Source organism: Pseudomonas sp. R4-39-08 (assembly GCF_003852275.1).
Taxonomy (GTDB): Bacteria; Pseudomonadota; Gammaproteobacteria; order Pseudomonadales; family Pseudomonadaceae; genus Aquipseudomonas.
In genome coordinates, this window is record NZ_CP027733.1 from 1,837,952 (window position 1) to 1,860,309 (window position 22,358).

20 protein-coding genes are annotated in these 22,358 nt (G+C 60.7%); 7 read left to right on the forward strand and 13 right to left on the reverse strand.

Translation table 11 applies throughout. The features are described from left to right. Nucleotides 1–197 precede the first annotated feature (197 nt). The 8 genes from C4J88_RS08435 to gcl form a co-directional block, all read right to left on the reverse strand. Nucleotides 198–1,202 (reverse strand): sulfate ABC transporter substrate-binding protein, encoded by a 1,005-nt coding sequence (locus C4J88_RS08435; protein ID WP_124406712.1) that lies wholly within the window; start codon nt 1,200–1,202, stop codon nt 198–200. 96 nt (nt 1,203–1,298) lie between these two features. Beyond that, the gene (locus C4J88_RS08440) at nt 1,299–2,123 is read right to left on the reverse strand and encodes an ion transporter (RefSeq protein WP_124361959.1); all 825 of its coding nucleotides are present in this window, start codon (nt 2,121–2,123) and stop codon (nt 1,299–1,301) included. Nucleotides 2,124–2,154: 31 nt separating this feature from the next. Continuing rightward, nucleotides 2,155–3,030 (reverse strand): urea transporter, encoded by an 876-nt coding sequence (locus tag C4J88_RS08445; protein WP_124406713.1) that lies wholly within the window; start codon nt 3,028–3,030, stop codon nt 2,155–2,157. Between the two features lie 105 nt (nt 3,031–3,135). Further along, nucleotides 3,136–4,551, reverse strand: a complete 1,416-nt coding sequence (pyk, locus tag C4J88_RS08450; protein ID WP_124366419.1) for a pyruvate kinase — start codon at nt 4,549–4,551, stop codon at nt 3,136–3,138. Continuing rightward, nucleotides 4,541–5,821, reverse strand: coding sequence for a glycerate kinase (locus tag C4J88_RS08455; protein WP_124406714.1), 1,281 nt, complete (start codon nt 5,819–5,821; stop codon nt 4,541–4,543). The genes pyk and C4J88_RS08455 overlap by 11 nt, the downstream gene beginning before the upstream one ends. 192 nt (nt 5,822–6,013) lie before the next feature. Next, nucleotides 6,014–6,904, reverse strand: coding sequence for a 2-hydroxy-3-oxopropionate reductase (locus C4J88_RS08460; protein WP_124406715.1), 891 nt, complete (start codon nt 6,902–6,904; stop codon nt 6,014–6,016). A 174-nt stretch (nt 6,905–7,078) separates the two neighbouring features. Further along, nucleotides 7,079–7,861: a hydroxypyruvate isomerase gene (gene hyi, locus C4J88_RS08465; protein WP_124406716.1), complete on the reverse strand. Its 783-nt coding sequence runs from the start codon at nt 7,859–7,861 to the stop codon at nt 7,079–7,081. Between the two features lie 10 nt (nt 7,862–7,871). Continuing rightward, nucleotides 7,872–9,647, reverse strand: coding sequence for a glyoxylate carboligase (gene gcl / locus C4J88_RS08470; protein WP_124406717.1), 1,776 nt, complete (start codon nt 9,645–9,647; stop codon nt 7,872–7,874). A 233-nt stretch (nt 9,648–9,880) separates the two neighbouring features. Between gcl and C4J88_RS08475 the strand changes: the two genes are divergently transcribed. Next, nucleotides 9,881–10,321, forward strand: coding sequence for a heme-binding protein (locus tag C4J88_RS08475; protein WP_124366422.1), 441 nt, complete (start codon nt 9,881–9,883; stop codon nt 10,319–10,321). Between the two features lie 150 nt (nt 10,322–10,471). Here the strand turns inward: C4J88_RS08475 and C4J88_RS08480 are convergent, their stop codons facing one another. Further along, complete coding sequence (locus C4J88_RS08480) at nt 10,472–11,077, reverse strand: TetR/AcrR family transcriptional regulator (protein WP_124366423.1); 606 nt, start codon at nt 11,075–11,077, stop codon at nt 10,472–10,474. Nucleotides 11,078–11,212: 135 nt separating this feature from the next. Between C4J88_RS08480 and C4J88_RS08485 the strand changes: the two genes are divergently transcribed. After that, complete coding sequence (locus C4J88_RS08485) at nt 11,213–12,127, forward strand: DUF808 domain-containing protein (RefSeq protein ID WP_124406718.1); 915 nt, start codon at nt 11,213–11,215, stop codon at nt 12,125–12,127. Between the two features lie 366 nt (nt 12,128–12,493). After that, nucleotides 12,494–12,631 (forward strand): hypothetical protein, encoded by a 138-nt coding sequence (locus tag C4J88_RS27645; protein ID WP_256659101.1) that lies wholly within the window; start codon nt 12,494–12,496, stop codon nt 12,629–12,631. Between the two features lie 220 nt (nt 12,632–12,851). Here the strand turns inward: C4J88_RS27645 and C4J88_RS08495 are convergent, their stop codons facing one another. Beyond that, on the reverse strand, nt 12,852–13,640 hold the full coding sequence (locus tag C4J88_RS08495) for a VacJ family lipoprotein (protein WP_124366425.1): 789 nt from the start codon (nt 13,638–13,640) through the stop codon (nt 12,852–12,854). Beyond that, nucleotides 13,633–14,931, reverse strand: a complete 1,299-nt coding sequence (locus C4J88_RS08500) for a serine/threonine protein kinase (RefSeq protein WP_124370167.1) — start codon at nt 14,929–14,931, stop codon at nt 13,633–13,635. Before C4J88_RS08500 ends, C4J88_RS08495 begins: the two co-directional genes overlap by 8 nt. A 235-nt stretch (nt 14,932–15,166) precedes the next feature. Between C4J88_RS08500 and C4J88_RS08505 the strand changes: the two genes are divergently transcribed. Beyond that, a complete protein-coding gene (locus tag C4J88_RS08505; protein WP_124406719.1) occupies nt 15,167–15,535 on the forward strand; it encodes a hypothetical protein in 369 nt (122 codons plus the stop codon). Between the two features lie 119 nt (nt 15,536–15,654). Here the strand turns inward: C4J88_RS08505 and C4J88_RS08510 are convergent, their stop codons facing one another. Further along, nucleotides 15,655–17,208, reverse strand: a complete 1,554-nt coding sequence (locus C4J88_RS08510; RefSeq protein WP_124406720.1) for a glycosyl hydrolase family 17 protein — start codon at nt 17,206–17,208, stop codon at nt 15,655–15,657. Between the two features lie 333 nt (nt 17,209–17,541). Here C4J88_RS08510 and C4J88_RS08515 point away from each other — a divergent pair, with 333 nt between their 5' ends. The 3 genes from C4J88_RS08515 (at nt 17,542) to C4J88_RS08525 (ending at nt 20,621) form a co-directional block, all read left to right on the forward strand. Then, a complete protein-coding gene (locus C4J88_RS08515; protein ID WP_003233255.1) occupies nt 17,542–18,393 on the forward strand; it encodes a glycine betaine ABC transporter substrate-binding protein in 852 nt (283 codons plus the stop codon). A gap of 261 nt (nt 18,394–18,654) precedes the next feature. Continuing rightward, the gene (locus tag C4J88_RS08520) at nt 18,655–18,966 is read left to right on the forward strand and encodes a DUF485 domain-containing protein (RefSeq protein ID WP_124361973.1); all 312 of its coding nucleotides are present in this window, start codon (nt 18,655–18,657) and stop codon (nt 18,964–18,966) included. Next, nucleotides 18,963–20,621 (forward strand): cation acetate symporter, encoded by a 1,659-nt coding sequence (locus C4J88_RS08525; protein WP_124366428.1) that lies wholly within the window; start codon nt 18,963–18,965, stop codon nt 20,619–20,621. The genes C4J88_RS08520 and C4J88_RS08525 overlap by 4 nt, the downstream gene beginning before the upstream one ends. A 245-nt stretch (nt 20,622–20,866) precedes the next feature. On the opposite strand, the gene gltA is transcribed toward C4J88_RS08525, so the two are convergent. Further along, the gene (gene gltA / locus C4J88_RS08530; protein ID WP_124361975.1) at nt 20,867–22,156 is read right to left on the reverse strand and encodes a citrate synthase; all 1,290 of its coding nucleotides are present in this window, start codon (nt 22,154–22,156) and stop codon (nt 20,867–20,869) included. Nucleotides 22,157–22,358: the final 202 nt, after the last annotated feature.

A 22,358-nucleotide genomic window follows, 5' to 3' on the forward strand; every position in this document is an offset into this window, starting at 1 on the left:
GGCGGGAGAGGGTAAAGACAATGGCCGGCAGTGAGTAGGCCGCTTGTAGTGATAACGGTCATGCCGCGAAATAATGACACTACACAAAACCAATGTGGGAGGGGGCTTGCTCCCGATGGCGGTGGATCAGTCAATGCCTGTGCTGGCTGACCCACCGCTATCGGGAGCAAGCCCCCTCCCACAGTATTGAGGAACGCTTACTGGCCGGAGTAAATCTGGTCGAACACGCCGCCATCATTGAAGTGGGTTTTCTGCACCGTGCGCCAGTCACCAAAGGTTTTCTCTACCGACAGGAAGTCGACTTTCGGGAAACGGTCGGTGTACTTGGCCAGCACTGTCGGGTCACGCGGACGCAGGTAGTTGTTGGCGGCGATTTCCTGGCCTTCGGGCGACCACAGGTACTTCAGGTAGTCTTCAGCGGCCTGGCGGGTGCCTTTCTTCTCGACCACTTTGTCCACCACCGACACCGGCGGCTCAGCTTCGGCGGAGACGCTTGGGTAGATCACTTCGAACTGATCGCGGCCGAATTCGCGGGCGATCATTTCCGCTTCGTTTTCAAAGGTGACCAGCACGTCGCCGATCTGATTGGTCATGAAGGTGGTGGTGGCGGCACGGCCACCGGTGTCGAGCACTGGAGCTTGCTTGAACAGTTTGCCGACAAAAGTCTTGGCTTTTTCTTCATCGCCGCCGTTCTTCAGCACATAGCCCCAGGCCGACAGGTAAGTGTAGCGGCCGTTACCCGAGGTTTTCGGGTTGGGCACGATCACCTGTACGCCATCCTTGAGCAGGTCGGGCCAATCTTTCAGGGCTTTGGGGTTGCCCTTGCGCACGATGAACACCGTGGCCGAGGTGAACGGCGCGCTGTTGTTCGGCAGGCGGGTGACCCAGTTGTCCGGCACCAGTTTGCCGTTGTCAGCCAGGGCGTTGATGTCGGTGGCCATGTTCATGGTGATCACGTCCGCCGGCAGGCCGTCGATCACCGAGCGCGCTTGTTTGCTGGAGCCGCCGAAGGACATCTGCAGGGTCAGCTTGTCATTCGGGTGCTCGGCGTCCCAGTGCTTCTGGAAGGCGGCGTTGTAGTCCTTGTAGAAATCGCGCATCACGTCGTAGGAGACGTTGAGCAGGGTAACCGGTGCCGCCTGGACGGCGCCGGCCAGGGCCAGGCCGGCGGCCAGGAGAGAGGCGCTGAGGATGTTTTTCACTGCTCATTCCTTGTTGTTCGAGAGAAGAGGGGAGGCACAATGCCAGCGACTATAGCCGGGGGCGTATAGTCGCTTAAAGATTAAAAAGAACTTTGCTTATTCCACTTTCTTAAAGAGATTGCTGCCACAGCGTGAGCAAAACGCCGCATTCGGCTCGTGGCTGTTCTTCTTGCACACCGGGCAGTCGGTTTGCAGCTGCTCACCGCGCATGGCGCTCGCCAGCTCTGCGGTGAATATCCCAGTGGGCACGGCAATGATCGAATAACCGGTGATCATCACCAGCGAGGAAATCACCTGGCCCAGCGGTGTCTTGGGCACGATGTCGCCAAAGCCCACGGTGGTGAGCGTCACGATCGCCCAATAGATGCCCTTGGGAATGCTGGTAAACCCGTGTTCCGGGCCCTCGATCACATACATCAAGGTGCCGAACACCGTCACCAGGGTGCACACGCTCACCAGGAACACCACGATCTTCTGCTTGCTGCCGCGCAGCGCCGCCATCAGGTAGTTGGCCTGCTTGAGGTAGGGGCTGAGCTTGAGTACGCGGAAGATCCGCAGCATGCGGATGATGCGGATAATCAGCAGGTACTGCGCGTCGCTGTAGTACAACGCGAGGATGCCGGGGACGATGGCGAGCAGATCCACCAGCCCATAAAAGCTGAACGCATAGCGCAATGGCTTGGGCGAGCAGTAAAGCCGCAGGCCGTACTCGATCAGGAAGATGAGGGTGAAGCCCCACTCGATATACGCCAGCACGTCGGCGTAGTTCTGGTGGATCTGGTCGATGCTGTCGAGCATCACGATCACCAGGCTGGCGAGGATGATCAACAACAGGATGCCGTCAAAGCGCCGCCCGGCGACGGTGTCGCTTTGAAAAACCATGACGTAGAGCCGCTGGCGCCAGTCGTTGTTGCTGTCCATAAATCCCGCCTGAAGTGAATATCGGCAAAGCCTAGGGGGATTCGAACGGCCTGTCCATGCGCGGGTTGCGCAGCATTCGCTGGCTGGCGCGCACCAGCCAGCAGCTGAGAATGAACGGCGCGGTCAGCGCCGGCAGGTGCAGCGCGGCAAAACCTGGGGTGAGCAGAATGGCCAGCCCGATGCCGAGCAGCGGCAACCAGGGTTGGCGCCGCGCCTGGCTCAGCGCCAGGGCGGCGAGCGCCGGGTTGTAGCTGTGCAGGCCGAGCACGGCACCGCTGGTTTCGCCCAGCAGCAAGGCGACCAGTACGCCGGCGATGGCGCCGAGCAGTGACCACACGGCGGCGCGGCGGTCAGCCAGTAGCACGCCGACGGCGATCAAGGCCCCGGCCAGGGGCTGGTCCAATAGCATCACTTGCGCCAGGCCGGTGAGCGGCGCAGCGAGTACCGTCAGGGTATCGGGCTCGATCAGGGCCAAGGTAGCGGGCGCCATGGTGCCCAGCAACACCCAGCCCAGGCCGACAAAAGGTGCGGTGTAGGCGGGCAGATCCTGGGGTTGGGCGGCGTATTTCAACCACTGCCGCACCAGCATCGCGCTCACACCGCCGCACGCCAGGATCAGTGGCGGCACCAGGGCCGACCAGGCGAAGTGCTGGCTGATCAACAAGCCCAGCAATACGCCGTTGTAGCTATACAGCCCGGCCTGGCGTTCGGCCTTGGGGTAACCCCGGCGCTGGGCCGTGAGCAAACCCGCGACGCCGCCCAGCAAGGCACCGCCGAGCAACGCCGGGGCGCCGATCAGGATCGCCAGCAGGCACAGCAGGCCGCACAGCGGATGGCGCTGGAGAAAAATCTGGCTGAAGCCGTTGAGCAGGGCTTCGGCCCAGTCGGGGCAGGTGGGGTTGTGCATGGCAGCTCCCTGTAGGAGCGAGCTTGCTCGCGAAAAACCCAAGGGCACCGCGTGCATTCAGGATGCCTGCGTCATCGTTGACGTTCTTCGCGAGCAAGCTCGCTCCTACAGTAGGGTTTCGATACGCAGCGAGTTGGTCGACCCCAACTGCCCAAACGGCACCCCGGCGGTAATCACCAGCGTATCCCCGCGTTGCGCCATCCCTTGGGCCTGGGCGATCTCCAATGCGGTGGAACACACCTCATCCACCTGGCGCAGCCGATCGTTGACCACCGAGTGCACCCCCCATGCCACGCTCAAACGCCGCGCCGTGGACAGGTTCGGCGTGAGGTTGAGGATCGGCGCCACCGGCCGCTCCCTGGCCGCGCGCAGGCTGGAGGCGCCCGACTCGCTGTAGTTCACCAGCACCGCCACCGGCAGGATGCTGCTGATACGCCGGATCGCACAGCTGATGGCGTCCGACACCGTGGCGTCCGCCCTGGGCCGGCTGACATCCAGCTGGGCCTGGTAGTCCGGGCCGTTTTCAACTTGGCGGATAATCTTGCTCATCATCTGCACGGCTTCCAGCGGGTACTCGCCCGACGCGGTTTCCGCCGACAGCATCACCGCGTCCGCGCCTTCTGCCACCGCATTGGCCACGTCGGTGACTTCGGCGCGGGTCGGTGCCGGGGAAAAGCGCATGGACTCGAGCATCTGTGTCGCCACCACCACCGGTTTACCCAGTTGGCGGCAGGTTTTAATGATGTCCTTCTGGATCTGCGGCACGCTTTCGGCCGGCACCTCCACGCCCAGGTCGCCGCGGGCCACCATGATCGCATCGCTCAGTTCGGCGATTTCCCGCAGCCGTTGCACCGCCGAGGGCTTCTCGATCTTGGCCATCAGGAACGCCCTGTCGCCGATCAGCTCGCGGGCTTCGCGGATATCTTCCGGGCGCTGCACGAACGACAGCGCCACCCAGTCCACACCCAACTCCAGGCCGAACGCCAAGTCGCGACGGTCCTTGGCGGTGAGCGGGCTGAGTTCCAACAGCGCCTGCGGCACGTTCACACCTTTGCGATCGGACAGCTCGCCGCCATTGAGCACCGTGGTGTCGATGGCGTCGGCATGCTTGGTGAGCACGCGCAGGCGCAGCTTGCCGTCGTCCAGCAACAGCTCCATGCCCGGCTCCAGTGCCGCGATGATTTCCGGGTGGGGCAGGTTGACCCGACGCTGATCGCCCGGTGTTTCATCCAGGTCCAGGCGCAGCGCCTGGCCACGCACCAGTTGCACCTTGCCCTCGGCAAAGCGCCCGACGCGCAGCTTGGGCCCTTGCAGGTCCATGAGGATGCCCAGCGGATAGTTCAACTGGCGCTCCACCTGGCGAATCCACTGGTAGCGCTGCGCGTGATCGGCGTGGTCGCCATGGCTGAAGTTGAGACGAAAGATATTCACCCCGGCTTCCACCAGCTCGCGGATGTCATCGATCCCATCGGTGGCCGGGCCCAGGGTGGCGAGGATTTTGACCTTCTTGTCAGGCGTCATGTTTGGCAGTCTCGAGGATCAGGATGGCGCGGAAGTCGTTGACGTTGGTGCGGGTCGGCTCGGTGACGATCAGCCCGTCGAGCGCGGCGAAATAACCGTAGCCGTTGTTGTTATCCAGCTCGTCGCTGGCGCTCAGGCCCAGGGCTTCGGCGCGGCGGTAGCTGCACGGGGTCATGATCGCGCCGGCGTTGTCTTCCGAGCCGTCGATGCCATCGGTATCGCCGGCCAGGGCGTAGACGCCGGGCAGGCCCTTGAGGCTGTCGGTGAGGCTGAGCAGAAACTCCGCGTTGCGCCCGCCACGGCCATCGCCGCGCACGGTGACGGTGGTTTCGCCGCCGGAGAGAATCACGCAGGGTGCCGCCAACGGCTGGCCGTGCTGCACGATTTGCCGGGCAATGCCGGCGTGCACCTTGGCCACGTCGCGCGCTTCACCTTCGAGGTCGCCGAGGATCAGCGGGCTGAACCCGGCCTGGCGTACTTTTACCGCCACCGCTTCCAGGGATTGCTGCGGCCGGGCGATCAACTGGAAGTGGCTGCGGGCGAGTAGCGGGTCGCCAGGCTTGACGGTCTCCGACGCAGGGTTCTGCAACCAGTTGCGCACCGAGGCGGGCGCGTCGATGCCGTAGCGCTTGAGAATCGCCAGGGCCTGTTGCGAAGTGCTCGGGTCGCCGACCGTGGGGCCGGAGGCGATCACCGTAGCCTGGTCGCCCGGCACATCGGAAATCGCGTACGTATAGACCGTGGCCGGCCACGCGGCCTTGGCCAACCGCCCGCCCTTGATCGCCGAGAGGTGCTTGCGCACGCAATTCATCTCGCCAATGGTGGCGCCGGACTTGAGCAGGGCTTTGTTGATGCTTTGCTTGTCGGCCAGGGTGATGCCTTCGGCGGGCAGGGCGAGCAACGCGGAACCGCCGCCGGAGAGCAGGAAAATCACGCGGTCGTCTTCGGTCAGATGGCTGATCAGTTCCAGCACGCGCTTGGCCACGGCGAGGCCGGCAGCGTCGGGCACGGGATGGGCGGCCTCGACCACTTCGATTTTCTGGCACGGCGCACCATGGCCGTAGCGAGTGACGACCAGGCCGCGAACCTCGCCCTGCCAGCAGTCCTCCACAACCAGCGCCATGGCGGCTGCGGCCTTGCCGGCGCCGATCACGATCACCCGGCCGCTGCGGTCGGCGGGCAGGTAAGGTTCAAGGACTTGCCGGGGGTGGGCGGCGTCGATGGCTGTGGCAAACAGCTCGCGAAGCAGGTGTTGCGGATCGACCGACATAAGCGGGCTCCGGGGGAAATTCTTGTTATTAGAGGTGCAACAATCCAACGATGAAATGAGGGCCAAATGTGGGAGGGGGCTTGCCCCCGATAGCAGTGTTTCAGTCACCTCATCCATAACCTGACACACCGCAATCGGGAGCAAGCCCCCTCCCACCTTTGAATGCATTTCAACAGGGGAGAGTGGTGTGGGTTATTTATCGCGAATCGAGAAATTCGCCATATGCTCCAACCCCTTGATCAGCGCCGAGTGGTCCCAGTTACCGCCACCAAGCGCCGCGCAGGTGCTGAACACTTGCTGGGTGCCGGCGGTGTTCGGCAAGTTGATCCCCAACTCTTTCGCCCCGGCCAGGGCCAGGTTCAAGTCCTTCTGGTGCAGGTTGATACGAAAGCCTGGGTCAAAGGTGCCCTTGATCATGCGTTCGCCATGCACTTCCAGGATCTTCGACGAGGCAAAGCCGCCCATCAGCGCTTCACGCACCTTGGCCGGGTCGGCGCCGTTTTTCGAGGCGAACAGCAGCGCTTCGGCCACCGCCTGGATATTCAGGGCCACGATGATCTGGTTGGCGACCTTGGCGGTCTGGCCATCCCCGTTACCGCCCACCAGGGTGATGTTCTTGCCCATCGCCTGGAACAGCGGCAACGCGCGCTCGAAGGTCTGCGGTTCGCCACCGACCATGATGCTCAGGGTGCCGGCCTTGGCGCCGACTTCACCACCGGACACCGGGGCATCCAGGTACTGCGCGCCGGTCGCATTGATCTTCGCAGCGAACGCCTTGGTGGCGGTGGGGGAGATCGAGCTCATGTCGATCACCACCTTGTTCGGCGACAGGCCGGCGGCCACGCCGTCGGCGCGCAACAGCACGTCCTCGACCTGTGGAGTGTCGGGCACCATGACGATGATGAACTCGGCTTCCTGGGCGACTTGCTGGGGGTTGGCCAAGGCCACCGCGCCGGCGCTGATCAGTTCAGCCGGGGCCTTGCCATGATGTTCGGAGAGAAACAGTTGGTGACCTGCTCTCTGCAGGTTCGCGGCCATGGGTTGGCCCATGATGCCGGTGCCGATAAATCCGATTTTAGCCATGATGAAGTCCTCTTTTTTATTCGATAGGCAGACTGGGTGAGGTCTGCCAAACACAGCGGGTCCAAATGTGGGAGGGGGCTTGCTCCCGATAGCGGTGCATCAGTCGACACACCTTTCGAATGAAACATTGCTATCGGGAGCAAGCCCCTCCCACATTGTTTGGTGTTGTGTCTGCTAGATGGCGTTGTGGCTTTTGAGCCAGCCAAGCCCCGCTTCGGTGGTGGTCAGGGGCTTGTACTCACAGCCGACCCATCCTGTGTAACCGATGCGGTCCAGGTGCTCGAACAGGAAGCGGTAGTTGATCTCACCGGTGCCCGGCTCGTTGCGCCCTGGGTTGTCGGCCAGCTGGATGTGGTTGATCACACCCAGGTGCGTGGCCAGGGTGCGGGCCAGGTCGCCCTCCATGATTTGCATGTGATAGATGTCGTATTGCAGGAACAGGTTGTCACTGCCCACCTGCTCGCGGATCGACAGGGCCTGCGCGGTGGTGTTGAGGTAGAAACCCGGAATGTCGCGGGTGTTGATCATCTCCATCACCAGCTTGATGCCCGCTGCCTGCAATTTGTCGGCGGCGTACTTGAGGTTGGCGACGAAGGTTTTCTCCACGGTTTCGTCATCCACGCCGTGCGGCCGAATGCCCGCCAGGCAGTTGACCTGGGTATTGCCCAGCACCTGGGCGTAGGCGATAGCCAGCTTGACCCCGGCGCGGAATTCTTCGACCCGGTCGGGGTGGCAGGCCAGGCCGCGTTCGCCTTTGGCCCAGTCGCCGGCCGGCAGGTTGAACAGCACCTGGGTCAGGCCGTTGGCGTCGAGCTGCGCCTTGATCTCGGCTGAGCTGAATTCGTACGGGAACAGGTACTCCACCCCTTCGAAGCCGGCATCGGCGGCCGCTTTGAAGCGGGCAAGGAAATCCTGCTCGGTAAACAGCATGGACAGGTTGGCGGCAAAGCGCGGCATAGGGTTCTCCTTAATCGAGCAGGGAAATGGCGGTCGGTGCGTCATTGCCGACCAGGGCCAGGTCTTCGAATTCGTTGACGGCGTTGATCTCGGTGCCCATGGAAATATTGGTCACGCGCTCCAGAATAATCTCAACGATCACCGGCACTTTGAATTCTTCGATCATTTCCTGGGCGCGGCGCAGCGCCGGCTGGATCTGGCTCGGCTCGAATACACGCAACGCTTTGCAACCCAGGCCTTCGGCAACCGCGACGTGGTCCACGCCATAGCCGTTGAGTTCGGGTGCGTTGAGGTTGTCGAAAGACAGCTGCACGCAGTAGTCCATTTCAAAGCCGCGTTGTGCCTGGCGGATCAGGCCCAGGTAGGAATTGTTCACCACCACGTGGATATACGGCAGCTTGAATTGCGCGCCCACGGCCAGCTCTTCGATCATGAACTGGAAGTCGTAGTCGCCCGACAGGGCCACCACTTTGCGGCTCGGGTCGGCCTTGACCACCCCGAGCGCCGCCGGAATCGTCCAGCCCAGGGGCCCGGCCTGGCCGCAGTTGATCCAGTGGCGTGGCTTGTACACATGCAGGAATTGCGCGCCGGCAATCTGCGACAGGCCGATGGTGCTCACGTAGCAGGTGTCTTTGCCGAACACCTGGTTCATCTCTTCGTACACCCGTTGCGGCTTGACCGGCACGTTGTCGAAGTGGGTCTTGCGGTGCAGGGTGGCCTTGCGCTGCTGGCAATCATGGAGCCAGGCGCTGCGGTCCTTGAGCTTGCCGGCGGCTTTCCACTCGCGGGCGACTTCAATGAACATCGTCAGCGCGGCGCCGGCGTCGGAGACGATGCCCAGGTCTGGCGTAAATACGCGGCCAATCTGGGTGGGCTCGATGTCGACGTGGATGAATTTGCGGCCTTCGGTATACACCTCCACCGAACCGGTGTGGCGGTTGGCCCAGCGGTTGCCGATGCCCAGCACCACGTCCGATTTGAGCATCGTCGCGTTGCCATAGCGGTGGGAGGTTTGCAGGCCGACCATGCCCACCATTTGCGGGTGATCGTCAGGGATAGTGCCCCAGCCCATCAGGGTCGGGATCACCGGGATGCCGGTGAGTTCAGCGAATTCCACCAGCAACTCGCTGGCGTCAGCGTTGATCACACCGCCACCGCTCACCAGCAGTGGGCGTTCGGCCTGGTCGAGCAGGGCCAGGGCCTTTTCCACCTGGATGCGTGTCGCCAATGGCTTGGCCAGGGGCAGCGGCTGGTAGGCGTCGATGTCGAATTCGATTTCGGCCATCTGCACGTCGAACGGCAGGTCGATCAACACCGGGCCAGGACGGCCGGAGCGCATTTCATAGAAGGCTTTCTGAAACGCGTAGGGCACCTGGCCGGGTTCGAGCACGGTGGTCGCCCACTTGGTCACCGGTTTGACGATGCTGGTGATGTCCACGGCCTGGAAGTCTTCCTTGTGCATGCGGGCGCGGGGCGCTTGCCCGGTGATGCACAGGATCGGGATCGAGTCGGCCGAGGCGCTGTACAGGCCGGTGACCATATCGGTGCCCGCCGGGCCCGAGGTGCCGATGCACACGCCGATATTACCGGCCTTGGTGCGGGTGTAGCCCTCGGCCATGTGTGAGGCGCCTTCAACATGGCGAGCAAGGACGTGATCGATGCCACCCACCTTCTGCAAGGCCGAATACAACGGGTTGATCGCGGCGCCTGGGATACCGAAGGCGGTGTCTACCCCTTCACGGCGCATCACCAGGACGGCGGCTTCGATTGCTCTCATTTTGCTCATGGTTTTGGTGCCTCTTGCGTTTTGTAATTGTATACAAGTGGTGTCTGGACAAAGTGTATTCACGGCGAGCTGCGCAGGTCAATGCATTTTATAAACTGGCCTTTGCGTTCGTCGGAACGGCTTTTTTCGACGTATGGACGGTTTGTTTGTAAATATTGTATACAAAAATAAATGGCATTGTGTTCTATTTGTTCGATCAGGCATCCATTCCCAATAAAAAGAAGGACGGCACCATGAGCGCTTTAACCTTGAAACTTGCCACCCAACTGGCCGGCCAGGCCCTCGCCGCAGGCCGCACCATTGCCGCCGCGCCACTGACCATCGCGGTGCTCGACAGCGGCGGCCACTTGGTCACCCTGCAACGCGAAGACGGGGCGAGCCTGCTGCGCCCGCAGATCGCCATCGGCAAAGCCTGGGGCGCGATTGCCCTGGGCAAAGGCTCACGGCTGCTGGCGCTGGATGCGCAGCAGCGTCCGGCATTCATCGCGGCGCTGAACAGCCTGGGCCAGGGCAGCGTAGTACCGGCGCCGGGTGGGGTATTGATTCGGAATCAGGACGGCGTGGTGCTGGGGGCGATCGGGATCAGCGGGGATACGTCGGATATTGATGAGCAGTGCGCGATCACGGCGATCGAGGGGGTGGGGTTGATGGCGGATGCGGGGGTGTCAGCTTGAGTATTGAGTGACTGTCAGAACCTCATCGGGGGCAAGCCCCCTCCCACATTTGACTGTATTCACAGATAGAAATGTGTGAACCCAATCAAGTGTGGGAGGGGCGGTGCGACGGTTCGACTTGCCCCCGATTAGCCCAGGCACTGCGGTCTTTCAGTCCGGCTCACACCCCTTGAGCACCAACCGAATAATCGTCTGCGCCGCCGCCTCATAATCCGCTTCATCCAGCTTGGCCTTGCCGGTCACCGCCGAAATCTGCCAGTCGAAATCGGCATAGGTCTGGGTCGCGGCCCAGATGCTGAACATCAGGTGATTAGGCTCGATCTTCGCGATCAAACCACGGTCCACCCAGTTCTGGATGCAGTCGATATTGTGCTTGGCCTGGGCGTTGAGCTGTTCCACCTGCTCGGCGCTGAGATGCGGGGCGCCGTGCATGATTTCGCTGGCGAACACCTTGGAGGCAAACGGCAGGTCGCGGGAGATACGGATTTTCGAGCGGATATAGTTGCTCAACACTTCCTTGGGCTCGCCCTCGGGGTTGAATGGCGTGGAAGCGGCCAGGATCGGCTCGATAATACTCTCGAGCACCTCGCGGTAGAGGTTGTCCTTGGATTTGAAGTAGTAATAGACGTTGGGCTTGGGCAGCCCCGCCTTGGCGGCAATGTCGCTGGTTTTGGTCGCGGCGAAGCCCTTGTCGGCAAACTCCTCGCTTGCCGCCCGCAGGATCTTTTCTTTGTTGCGCTCGCGAATGGTGCTCATAAACCAGGAACTTCCTTGCCGGGACAGGCGGTTGCGCATGGTAGCACCGGCCATCCGCGGGCCTCAACAATGTGCCCGCAAAGCGTTGCGCCGCGCTATGCTCGCGCCATCTCTCACTTTACGGATACCCGATTCATGGCAGGAAGCAGCTTGTTGGTTTTGCTCGACGATATCGCCGCTGTACTCGATGACGTTGCACTGATGACAAAAATGGCGGCGAAGAAAACCTCGGGTGTGCTCGGTGATGACCTGGCGCTCAACGCCCAGCAAGTTTCCGGCGTGCGCGCCGAGCGCGAAATTCCCGTGGTGTGGGCGGTGGCCAAGGGCTCTTTCGTCAACAAGTTGATCCTGGTGCCCACGGCGTTGTTGATCAGCGCCTTCGCCCCCTGGGCTGTGACCCCGTTATTGATGCTGGGCGGCGCTTACCTGTGCTTTGAAGGTTTTGAAAAACTCGCGCACAAGTTCCTGCACAGCAAGGCAGAAGACCAGGCCGATCACGCGCAATTAAGCGAAGCGGTGGCCGACCCGGCGACAGACCTGGTGGCCTTCGAAAAGGACAAGATCAAAGGCGCGATCCGCACTGACTTCATCCTGTCAGCCGAAATCATCGCGATCACCCTGGGCATCGTCGCTGACGCCCAGCTTACCCAGCAGGTGATCGTGCTGTCGGGCATCGCCATTGTCATGACCGCAGGCGTCTACGGGTTGGTCGCGGGTATCGTAAAGCTCGACGACCTTGGGCTGTGGCTGACACAGAAGCCGGGCCAAGTGGCGCGCAGTATTGGCGGCGCCATCTTGAGTGCGGCACCGTACATGATGAAAAGCCTGTCGGTGATCGGCACGGCGGCGATGTTCATGGTCGGCGGCGGGATCCTGACTCATGGCGTGCCGGTGGTGCATCATTGGATCGAAACCGTGAGCCAGAACACCGGGGCGCTGGCGTGGTTGATGCCGACATTGCTGAATGCGGTGGCGGGGATTATTGCAGGGGCCGTCGTGCTGGCGGTTGTATCAATACTTGGCAAAGCATGGCGAGCAGCGAAACGCTGATTAGTTCGCATCGAGTACAGCTTGAAACGCTGTTTAAGCTTAATCCTACAGTTCGATTTTTCAGGCATTTATAGGATGCGTTGCGCTTCTTCATGTGTAGAGGCGCGATAAAAAAATGGATCGACAGGGGTTAAGGATGAACTGGTGTTTTCAAGCGATGAAAAACTATATCAAGTTCAGTGGGCGAGCCTGTAGAAGAGAGTACTGGGCGTTTGTTGTGATGGACATCATGGTGATTTGGGGCTCTATTTTGATAGCGTACCTGGCAGATGTTTCTTCGAGTCCTTGGTTTATCGTCCCATTTGGCTTTTATGTGCTGTTTATGATCCCCCTGCGGTGTCAGTGACATTCCGGAGGCTTCATGATGTGAACGTCACGGGGGCGTATGCACTTTGGTTTTTGATACCGGTCGTTGGTTTTATAATGGTGTCCATCCAGTTGCTCACTCAGGGCGATAAGGGGAATAACGATTACGGTGTACCTCCTAATAAAAATGTCAGCTAAGTAATTGAGTAAAGCCAGTGCAATAAAAAAGGCCATTCAGTCGAATGGCCTTTTTTGTGGTCAAGAGATGATCGTTCCCTCGCTCCGCGTGGGAATGCATCCCGTGACGCTCCGCGTCACTCTTGCGCAGGTGCTGGATTTTGCGCTGAAAGCGGGACGCGGAGCGTCCTGGGTGGCATTCCCACGCGGAGCGTGGGAACGATCTTGTAAGGGGCGCTGTTTACTCGGCAATCTGCAACTTGCGCGATTCCGTGTAGATATAGCGCACCTTCTCATACTCGAACGGCGAGTTCATCTGGCCGTAGCGGAAGCTGGTCTGGTAGCGCTTGTCTACGGCGCGCAGGGCCCAGATTTCCGGGTGGTTGGAGCTGACCTCGGACACGTTGAGGAAGTTGATCTGCGACTCGGCGGTGTAGTCCACCAGCAAGCCTGCGGTATCGCGCAGGTTCGACGGGCCGAAGATCGGCAGAACCACGTAGGCGCCGCCCGGCACACCGTAGAAGCCCAGGGTCTGACCGAAATCTTCGCTCTGGCGCGGCAGGCCCATGGCGGTGGCCGGGTCCCACAGGCCGGCGATGCCGATAGTGGTGTTGACCAGCAGGCGTCCGGTGGTCTCCAGGGAGCGATGGCCCTTGAGTTGCAACAGGCTGTTCAACAGGTTGGGCACGTCGCCCAGGTTGTTGAAGAAATTGCTCACGCCGGTGCGCAGGAAGCTCGGCGTGACGTAGCGGTAACCGTCCACCACCGGCAGGAACACCCATTGGTCGAAGCGATAGTTGAAGTGGTACACGCGGCGGTTCCACGACTCCAGTGGATCGTAGACGTTGAGCGCGGTCAGCGACGAGCGCTCGAATTCACGCTGGTCCAGGCCGGCGTTGAACTTGAGTTTGGTCAACGGCTCCTTGAAACCGTCGGCATCGACCTTGACCGGTTCATGGGCCTTGCTGTTGTCGGCATTGGCCACGCCCGCGCACATCAGTGCGGCAAGCAGCAGAAGATATTTAGCCACGGAAGAACTCCAGCATGGCGTCGGCGTTGACGCGGTAATTGAGGTTGCCGCAGTGGCCGCCCAGCGGGTAGACGGTCAAGCGATCGCCGAAGGTTTTACGCAGGAAACCCAGGTCGCCCGGGCCCAGAATCACGTCGTCGGCGTTGTGCATCACGGCGATCTTCGGGCTGGCGTGCAGGTAGTCCTTGAGCGCGTACAGGCTGACCTGGTCAACCAGTTGCAGCAGGCTGCCGCCGTCGGAGCGGGCGCGCCACATCGGGATCACCTGTTCGGTGAGGTAGCAGTCGAAGTCGCACTGCAGGGCACGCTTGAGGAACGGCGTGAGGCTGGTGCCTTCGGTGATCGGGTATTTCGGCGGGATGATCAGGCCGCGACGGTTGATCAAGTCCGAGGTAAAGGCGATGTCGGCAGCGGAGAAACGGAACGAGGTGCCGATCAGCATGGCCATCTGTTCGTTGGTCAGGTGCTGCTTGGATTGCTGGAAGTCGTAGAGCAGGGCGTCGTTGAGGTCGATGTAGCCCTTTTGCTGGAAGTAGCGGGTCAGCTTGCTCAGCACCAGCTCATAGAAGGTGGTGGTGTTGTTGATGCCCTTGACCTCGGTCTGTACCAGCTTGTCGAGGTTGGTGATCGAGGTGTAGAGGTTGACCGGTGGGTTGAGCAGCAGGACTTTCTTGAAGTTGAAGCTGCGACGGGTTTCGTCGAGCTTGCTGACAAACGCCGCGTCCAGGGCGCCCAGGCTATAGCCGGTCAGGTAAAAGTCGGTGACTGGCAGCGAGGCGTTCTGCGCGCGCACGGCTTGCATCACGCGGTACATGTCTTCGGCGTCTTCCTGGGTGATGCCCGGGGTGGCGAAGCGCGACGCGGCGCTGATGAAGTCGAAGCTGGTTGGCGACGACAGCTGCACAACGTGGTAGCCGGCCTGGTAATACAGTTTCTTCAGGTATTCATTGATGCTGCTGTCAAACCGCGCACCGGTGCCGGCGATCAGGAAGATCAGCGGCGCGGCGCGGTCCTGCTTGGCAATGCGGTAGGTGAGTTTCTTTACCGCCCAGAAGTTGTCCGGCAGGCTGAACTCGCGCTCGGGGCGCATGTTCAAGGTGTAGTCGGATTGATTGATCTGGTCGTCAGTCGGCAGGGTTGGCCGAAGATCGGGCGGCGTGGTGGCAATGGTCGCTTCGAACGGGTTCGTCAAAGGGTAGCCATAGCTGGCCTGGTCGATATCGACGGCCAGTGCTGACGCACTCAAAAAAAGGCTGCCCAGCAAGGCAGCACAGCGCAAGGAACGGAGCATGACTTAATCCCTAGGAGGAAAGGTGCTGAATGAAATTCGCAGGCTATGACCACCGCGTTGCCACCGAAGTGCCAGCCCTCGGCACGAAAAGTCGGAAAAAAACGTCGGAATCGGAGTAATAGCTGGCAGAAGATACACTTTGCCACGCATTGATGAACAGATATCTGCGCAGACACCTTGCTAACGGCCGCCGTGGGATTAAGCTGAGCGCCGTTTTTGCCTATCGGAGTGCCCCATGTCCCGTCGTTTGCCGTTGATCCTGCTGCTTATCGCCCTGCCGTTATGGTTGGCGGCCAGTTACGCCGCGCGTTACGGCTTCATGGAAGACGGGCAGTGGGTCGGCATCTGTGCGGATGAGGCCAGCCGTTGGGAATGCCAGGTGCGCTCGAACCTGGGCTTGATGATTCATTTCAAGCTACTGGGCTGGGCCGCGCTGGTGACCTCGGTGCTGGCGTTTTTCGTGCCGGGCCGGGCGGGATGGAGCCTGGCGGTGCTGGGGCTGGTGTTTGGGCTGCCGGCGCTGGCGTTGTACAACACCACGTTTGCAGTGTTTGCGGTGGTGATTGCGGGGTTGCGGTTGGTCAGGAAGCCTCGCGTCGCCTGACAGGGCAATCGGGGGCAAGTCGAACCGTCGCACCGCCCCTCCCACAGTTGATTGGGTTCACACATTTCCATTTGTGAATACGGTCAAATGTGGGAGGGGGCTTGCCCCCGATGGCGGTGTTAGGACTTGCGCACTCGCAAGCAACGCCACAAAGCTGCAACCATCATCACACTCACCACCGCCCACCCCCACGCCTGCTGATTCAATAAACCTTCCCGGAACAGCTGCGGCGCAATGCCGGCACCGATGATGAAGGCCAGCAACGCAATCTCCCGACGCGGCCCGCTCACCGGGCGCACCAGGTACACCAGGGCCGGCAGCACCAGTGCCGCGCTGGGGAAGCTGCGATAACGCGGGTCGAACACCAGCGCCAGCATCATCACCGCACCGGCAAAGCCGGCAATCGCCACCAGCCAGCCCGCACGTTGCTGCAGCCAGTTGAATGCGCGTTCACGCCAGCCGTCTCTGGCGCTGAGTGCCAGGGCGGCGTGGGCCAGTACCAGCAGGTTCAACACCACCAGCAAGCCGGCCCACACCCATTCATCATTAAAGCGCGCGGTGACGCGGGTCAATTCGGCCCAGGTGCCGAGGGAGCATGCGGCAATCGCACCCAGCAGCGGCAGTGCGAGGGCCGCGCGGGTTGTGCGCACGCGCCCGCCCAACACCAATGTACCCAGCAGAATCATCCCGCCAACGCCCAACCACAGCGGCCAGTACGGTACGTTGCTGACTGGCCCGGCGAGGGTGCCCTTGTCCTGGCGATCAGCATCGAACAGGCCCCAATAACCGCCCACTGCGCCTTCACTGGCGCGCTTCCAGGGCTGGTCAAAGGCTTCGATCAGGTTGTAACGCCAGCCATTGGCTTCGGCCATGGCGACAAAACCACGCATGAACTTGGCTTCGTTGACCCGGCTCGGCAAGGCGGTTTCGCGCTGGCGGCCTTCACTGGGCCAACCGGTTTCGCCGATCAGGATGTCCTTGGGCGCAAACTTGTGGCCGAAGGTCTGGCGTACATCGCCTACGTGCTTGAGCGCCTGGTCGATGCCGGACGGCTCATCTTCCCAGTACGGCAGCAGGTGAATGGTCAGGAAATCCACCGCCGGGGCAATTTCCGGGTGTTGCAGCCAGAACTCCCACACATCGGCGTAGGTGACCGGTTGCTTGATCTGGCGCTTGACCGTTTGGATCAGCGTCACCAGTTGTTTGGCGGTGACTTCCTTGCGCAACAGCGCTTCGTTGCCGACGATCACCGAGGTCACTACGTCCGGGTTGGCATTGGCTGCCGTGATCAACTCGTCGATTTCCTTTTGAGTGGCCACCGGGTCACTGCTGACCCAGGCGCCGGCCATCACCTTCAAGCCATGCTTGCGCGCCATGCCCGGCAAGGCTTCCAGGCCGGTCATGGAATAGGTGCGGATGCATTCAAAGCGTGTGGCCAGCAGGGCCAGATCGGCGTCCATGCGCTCGGGGCGCAGCTGGAATGGCTGGTCGAACGGCGACTGGTCCTTGTCGAACGGCGTATAGGACGCACATTGCAGCTTGTGGCTGGCGCTCGCCACATCCGGCAGCACCACCGGCCGGCCGAGGCCATACCAGTAGCCGACGAGGGCAAGCAAGCCAATGAACAAGGCGAAAACATAGGGCAGGGCAGGGAGGCGGGCAGTCGCGGGCATGGTCGGCTTATCTGGGGGAGCAAAGGCGCGCATCTTACCCGTAATTGTCGCGTTCCAGTGGGGCCGCATACTTTTGACATGCAAAGTTCGGGCGGGAACAGGTGGGCAAGTCCTGCAAAGTGGTCTACTGGCGATGTGATGTCGTTTCTTGCTCAACCAAGGTCGCTGACAGAGCAGGGCAAAGGCCTACGCAGGTTGATGATAAAACTGTCAGTACTCCACTGATGCCTCAGCAACCGGATCGATGCGCGTGAAGGGGGCGCGGTGCACCGTATAACAACAGGTTGACGTCGCTCGGCATTCGTCGGGCGCAGCACTTTCGGGGAAGCACATATGAAGATGCGACGACTCTTGGGCGCAGCTGCCACTCTGGTAGTTGCGATGGGCTCCACACTGGCCAGCGCCGACAGCAAAACCCTGAGCATCGGTTACGTGGACGGCTGGTCCGACAGCGTTGCCACCACCCATGTGGCGGCAGAAGTGATCAAGCAGAAGCTCGGCTATGACGTGAAACTGCAAGCGGTCGCCACCGGGATCATGTGGCAGGGCGTTGCCACCGGCAAGCTCGACGCCATGCTGTCCGCCTGGCTGCCGGTGACTCACGGTGAATACTGGACCAAGAACAAGGATAAAGTGGTCGACTACGGCCCCAACTTCAAGGATGCAAAAATTGGCTTGATCGTGCCGGAGTACGTCAAGGCCAAGTCCATCGAAGACCTCAAGACCGACACCACGTTTAAAAACAAGATCGTCGGCATCGACGCCGGTTCAGGCGTGATGCTCAAGACCGACGAAGCCATCAAGCAATACGGCCTCGACTACAAACTGCAAGCCAGCTCGGGCGCCGCAATGATCGCCGAACTGACCCGCGCCGAAGACAAGCAGGAATCCATCGCCGTCACCGGTTGGGTGCCGCACTGGATGTTTGCCAAGTGGAAACTGCGTTTCCTGGATGACCCAAAAGGAATTTATGGTGCTGCTGAAACCGTCAACAGCATTGGCAGCAAGGGCCTGGAGAAGAAAGCGCCGGAAGTCGCGGCCTTCCTGAAGAAGTTCCAGTGGGCCTCCAAGGATGAAATCGGTGAAGTCATGCTCGCTATCCAGGAGGGCGCCAAGCCAGATGCAGCGGCCAAGGATTGGGTGGCCAAGCATCCTGAGCGTGTCGCTGAGTGGACCGCTAAATAACCCTGCATCTTGATGCAATCCCTTGTGGGAGGGGGCTTGCTCCCGATAGCGGTGTGTCAGCCAGCCAGTTTTCAGCTGACACACCGCCATCGGGAGCAAGCCCCCTCCCACATTAGTTTTGCACCGCCTCAAATTTTTCTGTGCTCCAGCAATCCCTCGCTACACTCGATCTACTACTAAGGTCGTCTGGAACCCTTTCCACAGCCGCATACAGTGGATACGTTCCAATAATAAAAAAGCTGTGCTGCGAGGATAAAAACAATGAACGACAGCATTTACCTCTCGATTCAAAACAGCCCGCGTTTCAAGGAGCTGGTCAGAAAAAGAGAAAAGTTCGCCTGGATTCTCTCGGCGATCATGCTAGGGCTTTACTCCGGTTTCATCCTGTTGATCGCCTACGGGCCACACGTGCTGGGGGCCAAGATCAGCCCCGGCTCGTCGATTACCTGGGGCATTCCCCTGGGCGTCGGACTGATTGTGTCCGCCTTCATCCTGACCGGCATCTACGTGCGCCGGGCCAACGGCGAATTTGACGACCTGAACAATGCGATTCTCAAGGAGGCTGCGCAATGATCCGGCGTCTATTGGCGGTACTCGGCGCTTCGCTGTTTGCTCCGGCCCTCTGGGCGGCCGACGCATTGACCGGCGAAGTGCAAAAGCAACCCCTGAATGTCTCGGCCATCGTGATGTTTGTCGCGTTCGTCGGCGCTACCCTGTGCATCACCTACTGGGCGTCCAAGCGCAACAAATCGGCGGCCGACTACTATGCGGCCGGCGGCAAGATCACCGGTTTCCAGAACGGCCTGGCGATTGCCGGCGACTACATGTCGGCGGCGTCCTTCCTGGGGATTTCCGCGCTGGTGTTCACCTCCGGCTACGACGGCCTGATCTATTCGATCGGCTTCCTGGTGGGCTGGCCGATCATTCTGTTCCTGATCGCCGAGCGCCTGCGCAACCTGGGCAAGTACACCTTTGCTGACGTGGCGTCCTATCGTCTCGGGCAAACCCAGATCCGCAGCCTGTCGGCCTGTGGTTCGCTGGTGGTGGTAGCGTTCTACCTGATCGCGCAGATGGTCGGCGCGGGCAAGCTGATCCAGCTGCTGTTCGGCCTCGATTACCACGTTGCGGTGATCCTGGTCGGTATCCTGATGTGCATGTACGTGCTGTTCGGCGGCATGCTGGCGACCACCTGGGTGCAGATCATCAAGGCGGTGCTGCTGCTGTCCGGTGCCTCGTTCATGGCGCTGATGGTGATGAAGCACGTCAACTTCGACTTCAACATGCTGTTTTCCGAGGCGATCAAGGTTCACCCCAAAGGTGAAGCGATCATGAGCCCGGGCGGCCTGGTGAAAGATCCGATCTCGGCGTTCTCCCTGGGGCTTGCGCTGATGTTCGGTACTGCGGGCCTGCCGCACATCCTGATGCGCTTCTTCACCGTGAGTGATGCGAAAGAAGCGCGCAAAAGCGTGCTGTATGCCACCGGCTTTATCGGCTACTTCTATATCCTCACGTTCATCATCGGCTTTGGCGCGATCCTGCTGGTCAGCACCAACCCGGCGTTCAAGGATGCCGCAGGCGCCTTGCTGGGCGGCAACAACATGGCGGCGGTGCACCTGGCCAACGCGGTGGGCGGCAGTATCTTCCTGGGCTTCATCTCGGCCGTGGCCTTCGCCACCATCCTTGCGGTGGTTGCCGGCTTGACCCTGGCCGGTGCCTCGGCGGTGTCCCATGACCTGTATGCCAGCGTGATCAAGAAGGGCAAGGCCAACGAGAAAGATGAGATTCGCGTGTCGAAGATCACCACGATCGCCCTGGCAGTGCTGGCTATCGGCCTGGGTATCCTGTTCGAAAGCCAGAACATCGCGTTCATGGTCGGCCTGGCGTTCTCGATTGCGGCCAGCTGTAACTTCCCTGTGCTGCTGCTTTCCATGTACTGGAAAAACCTCACCACCCGTGGCGCCATGATCGGCGGCTGGCTGGGCTTGATCAGCGCCGTGGGCCTGATGATCCTGGGCCCGACCATCTGGGTGTCGATCCTGCACCACGAGAAGGCGATCTTCCCGTATGAATACCCGGCGTTGTTCTCGATGATCATCGCGTTCGTGGGTATCTGGTTCTTCTCCATCACCGACAAGTCGGCGGCGGCAGAGAAAGAGCGTGCGCTGTACTTCCCGCAGTTTGTGCGTTCGCAGACTGGTCTGGGGGCGAGTGGGGCGGTTAACCACTAAGCCTATGGCTGGATAGGAAAAATACCCTGGTCGAAAGGCTGGGGTATTTTTTTGCCTAGGGTTTGGTGGTGTCTGGGCCACGGCCATCGGGAGCAAGCCCCCTCCCACAGTTGACCGAGTTCCAACATGAGAATGCGGTCAACTGTGGGAGGGGGCTTGCTCCCGATAGCGGTATATCAGGCGACCCAAACAAAAACGGCCTCCACTAAGGGAGGCCGTTCTCAGTACAGCATGCAGCTAAATGCTTACTTGCGATCTTCCAGCTTGGTAATGTCACGCGACTCGTAGCCGGTGTACAGCTGGCGCGGGCGGCCAATCTTGTACGGGCTCGAGAGCATTTCCTTCCAGTGGGAGATCCAGCCCACGGTCCGCGCCAGGGCGAAGATCACGGTGAACATGCTGGTTGGAATGCCGATCGCCTTGAGGATGATCCCCGAGTAGAAGTCGACGTTCGGGTACAGCGAGCGTTCGATGAAGTATGGGTCGGTCAGGGCGATCTCTTCCAGGCGCATGGCCAGTTCGAGTTGCGGGTCGTTCTTGATGCCCAGTTCCTTCAACACTTCGTCGCAGGTCTGCTTCATTACGGTGGCGCGCGGGTCGCGGTTCTTGTAGACCCGGTGACCGAAGCCCATCAACTTGAACGGATCGTTCTTGTCCTTGGCCTTGGCGATGAAGGTGTCGATGTTGGACACATCGCCGATTTCATCGAGCATGGTCAAGACGGCTTCGTTCGCACCGCCGTGGGCAGGGCCCCAGAGTGCGGCGATACCGGCGGCGATACAGGCGAACGGGTTGGCACCCGACGAACCTGCCAGGCGCACGGTAGAGGTGGAGGCGTTCTGCTCGTGGTCGGCGTGGAGGATGAAGATCCGGTCCATTGCCTTGGCAAGCACCGGGCTGATCGGTTTGATCTCGCACGGGGTGTTGAACATCATGTGCAGGAAGTTTTCCGCGTACGTCAGGTCGTTGCGCGGGTACATCATGGGCTGGCCCATGGAGTACTTGTAAACCATCGCGGCCAGGGTTGGCATCTTGGCGACCAGGCGGATCGCGGAAATTTCGCGATGCTCGGCGTTATTGATGTCCAGGGAGTCGTGATAGAAGGCCGACAGGGCGCCGACCACGCCGCACATGACGGCCATCGGGTGGGCGTCGCGACGGAAGCCGTTGAAGAAGGTCTTCAACTGCTCGTGAACCATGGTGTGGTTCTTCACGGTGCTGACGAACTGGGCCTTTTGCTCGGCTGTTGGCAGTTCGCCATTTAGCAGCAGGTAGCAGGTTTCCAGGTAGTCCGACTGTTCAGCCAGTTGTTCGATCGGGTAGCCGCGGTGCAGCAGGATGCCATTGTCGCCGTCGATATAGGTGATCTTCGACTCGCAAGAAGCGGTCGACATGAAGCCTGGGTCGAAAGTGAAACGGCCCGTGGCCGTCAGGCCCCGTACGTCGATAACATCGGGACCAACGGTGCCGGTTAAAATGGGCAGCTCGACGGGGGCTGCGCCCTCGATGATCAACTGCGCTTTTTTGTCAGCCATGTGGCCTCCTATTTATGCTTCAAATCATCAGACAGACCCCCCACGCAGGGCCCGCACCACTATAGTGAGATAAATTCAGATGTCAATTTGCCTAAAGTCTTGCTCCAGAAGGCTTTAACCGTACTTTTTCGTCGAAATTGCCTGCCATTTACGCCTTTTATCGCGTCAGCGCAATCAGCTATTAGGGTGAGGTGTGCGCGTT

Excerpts from the sequence above, each read along its gene's own strand:
- C4J88_RS08440 (WP_124361959.1), bottom strand. The coding sequence starts at position 2,123 with ATGGACAGCAACAACGACTGGCGCCAGCGGCTCTACGTCATGGTTTTT.
- C4J88_RS08445 (WP_124406713.1), bottom strand. The coding sequence starts at position 3,030 with ATGCACAACCCCACCTGCCCCGACTGGGCCGAAGCCCTGCTCAACGGC.
- pyk (WP_124366419.1), bottom strand. The coding sequence starts at position 4,551 with ATGACGCCTGACAAGAAGGTCAAAATCCTCGCCACCCTGGGCCCGGCC.
- C4J88_RS08455 (WP_124406714.1), bottom strand. The coding sequence starts at position 5,821 with ATGTCGGTCGATCCGCAACACCTGCTTCGCGAGCTGTTTGCCACAGCC.
- C4J88_RS08460 (WP_124406715.1), bottom strand. The coding sequence starts at position 6,904 with ATGGCTAAAATCGGATTTATCGGCACCGGCATCATGGGCCAACCCATG.
- hyi (WP_124406716.1), bottom strand. The coding sequence starts at position 7,861 with ATGCCGCGCTTTGCCGCCAACCTGTCCATGCTGTTTACCGAGCAGGAT.
- gcl (WP_124406717.1), bottom strand. The coding sequence starts at position 9,647 with ATGAGCAAAATGAGAGCAATCGAAGCCGCCGTCCTGGTGATGCGCCGT.
- C4J88_RS08475 (WP_124366422.1), top strand. The coding sequence starts at position 9,881 with ATGAGCGCTTTAACCTTGAAACTTGCCACCCAACTGGCCGGCCAGGCC.
- C4J88_RS08480 (WP_124366423.1), bottom strand. The coding sequence starts at position 11,077 with ATGAGCACCATTCGCGAGCGCAACAAAGAAAAGATCCTGCGGGCGGCA.
- C4J88_RS08485 (WP_124406718.1), top strand. The coding sequence starts at position 11,213 with ATGGCAGGAAGCAGCTTGTTGGTTTTGCTCGACGATATCGCCGCTGTA.
- C4J88_RS08500 (WP_124370167.1), bottom strand. The coding sequence starts at position 14,931 with ATGCTCCGTTCCTTGCGCTGTGCTGCCTTGCTGGGCAGCCTTTTTTTG.
- C4J88_RS08505 (WP_124406719.1), top strand. The coding sequence starts at position 15,167 with ATGTCCCGTCGTTTGCCGTTGATCCTGCTGCTTATCGCCCTGCCGTTA.
- C4J88_RS08510 (WP_124406720.1), bottom strand. The coding sequence starts at position 17,208 with ATGCCCGCGACTGCCCGCCTCCCTGCCCTGCCCTATGTTTTCGCCTTG.
- C4J88_RS08515 (WP_003233255.1), top strand. The coding sequence starts at position 17,542 with ATGAAGATGCGACGACTCTTGGGCGCAGCTGCCACTCTGGTAGTTGCG.
- C4J88_RS08520 (WP_124361973.1), top strand. The coding sequence starts at position 18,655 with ATGAACGACAGCATTTACCTCTCGATTCAAAACAGCCCGCGTTTCAAG.
- C4J88_RS08525 (WP_124366428.1), top strand. The coding sequence starts at position 18,963 with ATGATCCGGCGTCTATTGGCGGTACTCGGCGCTTCGCTGTTTGCTCCG.
- gltA (WP_124361975.1), bottom strand. The coding sequence starts at position 22,156 with ATGGCTGACAAAAAAGCGCAGTTGATCATCGAGGGCGCAGCCCCCGTC.